This window comes from Streptomyces katrae (assembly GCF_000966975.1).
Classification (GTDB): domain Bacteria; phylum Actinomycetota; class Actinomycetes; order Streptomycetales; family Streptomycetaceae; genus Streptomyces; species Streptomyces katrae.
In genome coordinates, this window is record NZ_JZWV01000844.1 from 1 (window position 1) to 1,941 (window position 1,941).

Below are 1,941 nucleotides of genomic sequence, written 5' to 3' on the forward strand. Positions count from 1 at the left end.
CTCCGGGGTGACGGCGTAGCCGTGGTCGTGGAACCGGACGGTGCGACGGCCGCCCGGTGTGGCGTTGACGCCCTTGATCTCGTACATGGCGATCACGCTAACCTCCCCGTCCCGGGCGACGAGGACCGCCCCCCGCTCCCGGGCGGCGCCCCGCACGCTCTTCGCCCAGGTCAGCGGCGCGCAGATGCCGCCGCGGAGGGGCGCCGGGCGAGCGGGCCGATTGTCCTTCTGCGTGAGAACGGGCACATTTTTGTCCTTTTTGACCAAGATGGCTGGATCCTTGTCTGCGGTCGTACCCCGGACCACCCGGACCCCACGGAGCCCCTCCCACAGGAGAGACATGCGACGCGCACACCGCCTGACGGACCACCGGCGGATCGGACTGCCCGCGATGGCCGGAGCCGCCGCGCTCGGCCTCGGCCTGAGCCTGCTGATCCCGGCCGGTCACGCCTCCGGCGCCGAGGTGCAGGCGGCGCCCGCGCGGGTGGCCGGGAGCACGGGTGGTGCGGCGGAGGGCCGGCAGGAGGTGTCCTCGTTCACCGTGAACTTCCCCGCCGCCCCGTACCGGACGGTGAACATCGGGCGCGCCGTCCAGCTGATCAACGGTTCGGTGGTCGCCCCGGGCCAGACCTGGAGCTTCAACCGGACGGTCGGCGAGCGCACCGCGGAGAACGGTTTCACCGACGGCGTCATGATCAACGACGGCCGGTACGTGAAGGCGCCCGGCGGCGGTGTCTCGAGCGTGGCCACGGCCGTGTACAACGCGGTGTTCTTCGCGGGCGCCCCCTTCGTGGAGCACGGGGCCCACTCCTTCTACATCGAGCGGTACCCCGAGGGCCGTGAGGCCACCGTCGCCTGGGGCACCCTCGACCTGCGCTGGAGGAACGACTCCGGCCATCCCCTCACCATCCGGGCCGAGTCCACCGACACCTCGGTGACGATCACCCTGATCGGGACCAGGAAGTACGACGACATACGCGCCACCCAGGGCCCCCGCACGAACGTCGTCCCGCCGGCCACGCGCGAGGCCTCGGGGCCGGACTGCGAGGCGCAGACCCCGCTCGAGGGGTTCGACGTGGCGGTCGACCGCGTGTTCGTCCGGCAGGGCCGGGAGGTCAAGCGGGAGACGTTCCGCACCCACTACACCCCGCGTGACGAGGTCGTCTGCACCGTGGACCCCACGCAGAGCCCCACCCCGGCGGCGAGCCCCGCCCCCGCCCGGCCGCAGCCGGGCAGCACGAGCGGCGCCTGACCGGGGCCCGCCGGGGCGATCCCGCCGGCGCCGTGCAGGTTGGCCGAAACCCGGACTCCCTGGCGCCCTCCGCCCTGACCTAGCCTGCGTGCCGAACCAGGACGGAAACCGGGGGGACGCACGTGACGCAGGAGATACGGGCGCACGGGCAGGACAGGCAGGACGCCGGCCTCGACGCGGTGGTCTGGGGATCCTGCCCCGCCGGGACCGGATGGTTCTGGATGGCCCGCCACACCGCGTGGGACGGCACGGTACGGCGTACCGCGCACGGCTGGCGCGAGACCCGGGACGACGCGACGCGGGAGGGGGCGGCCGCGGCCCGGCGCCTGGCGGCCGGGACCCGCGCCCAGGTGTTCCTGCGCCGCCGGGCCGCCGAGTACGCCCTGCGGATCCTGCTGGAGGAGAGCGGGGCCGCCGCGGCCCGCCGCCCCGCGCCCCGGTAGCGGCGGCGCACGGGGAGGGCTCAGGCGCCGGCCGGGGCCCCCGCCCGTGCGATGACCAGGTCGAGCAGGGCCAGCAGGCAGTCGCGCGCGGAGGCGCGGGAGCGGGCGTCCAGCAGCAGGACCGGGGTGGCGGGATCCCTCAGGTGCAGGGCGGCGGCGATCTCCTCGGCGGTGTAGGGCTGTTCCCCGTGGAAGCAGTTCGCCCCGACGACGAACGGCAGCCCGCGGCTCTCGAAGAAGTCGATC

2 protein-coding genes and 2 pseudogenes are annotated in these 1,941 nt (G+C 74.4%); 2 read left to right on the forward strand and 2 right to left on the reverse strand.

Annotation, left to right across the window (positions count from 1 at the left end; all coding sequences use genetic code 11):
* A partial coding sequence (locus tag VR44_RS47600; RefSeq protein ID WP_045950359.1) for a hypothetical protein occupies positions 1-246 on the reverse strand: 246 nt, incomplete at its 3' end.
* 175 nt (positions 247-421) lie between these two features.
* Here VR44_RS47600 and VR44_RS47605 point away from each other — a divergent pair.
* Positions 422-1,252, forward strand: a pseudogene (locus VR44_RS47605) (VanW family protein); the annotation flags it as partial.
* Positions 1,253-1,374: 122 nt separating this feature from the next.
* On the forward strand, positions 1,375-1,695 hold the full coding sequence (locus VR44_RS27790; protein WP_045950360.1) for a hypothetical protein: 321 nt from the start codon (positions 1,375-1,377) through the stop codon (positions 1,693-1,695).
* Positions 1,696-1,715: 20 nt separating this feature from the next.
* On the opposite strand, the pseudogene VR44_RS27795 reads toward VR44_RS27790, so the two are convergent.
* Positions 1,716-1,941 (reverse strand): annotated as a pseudogene (locus VR44_RS27795) (ATP-binding protein); the annotation flags it as partial.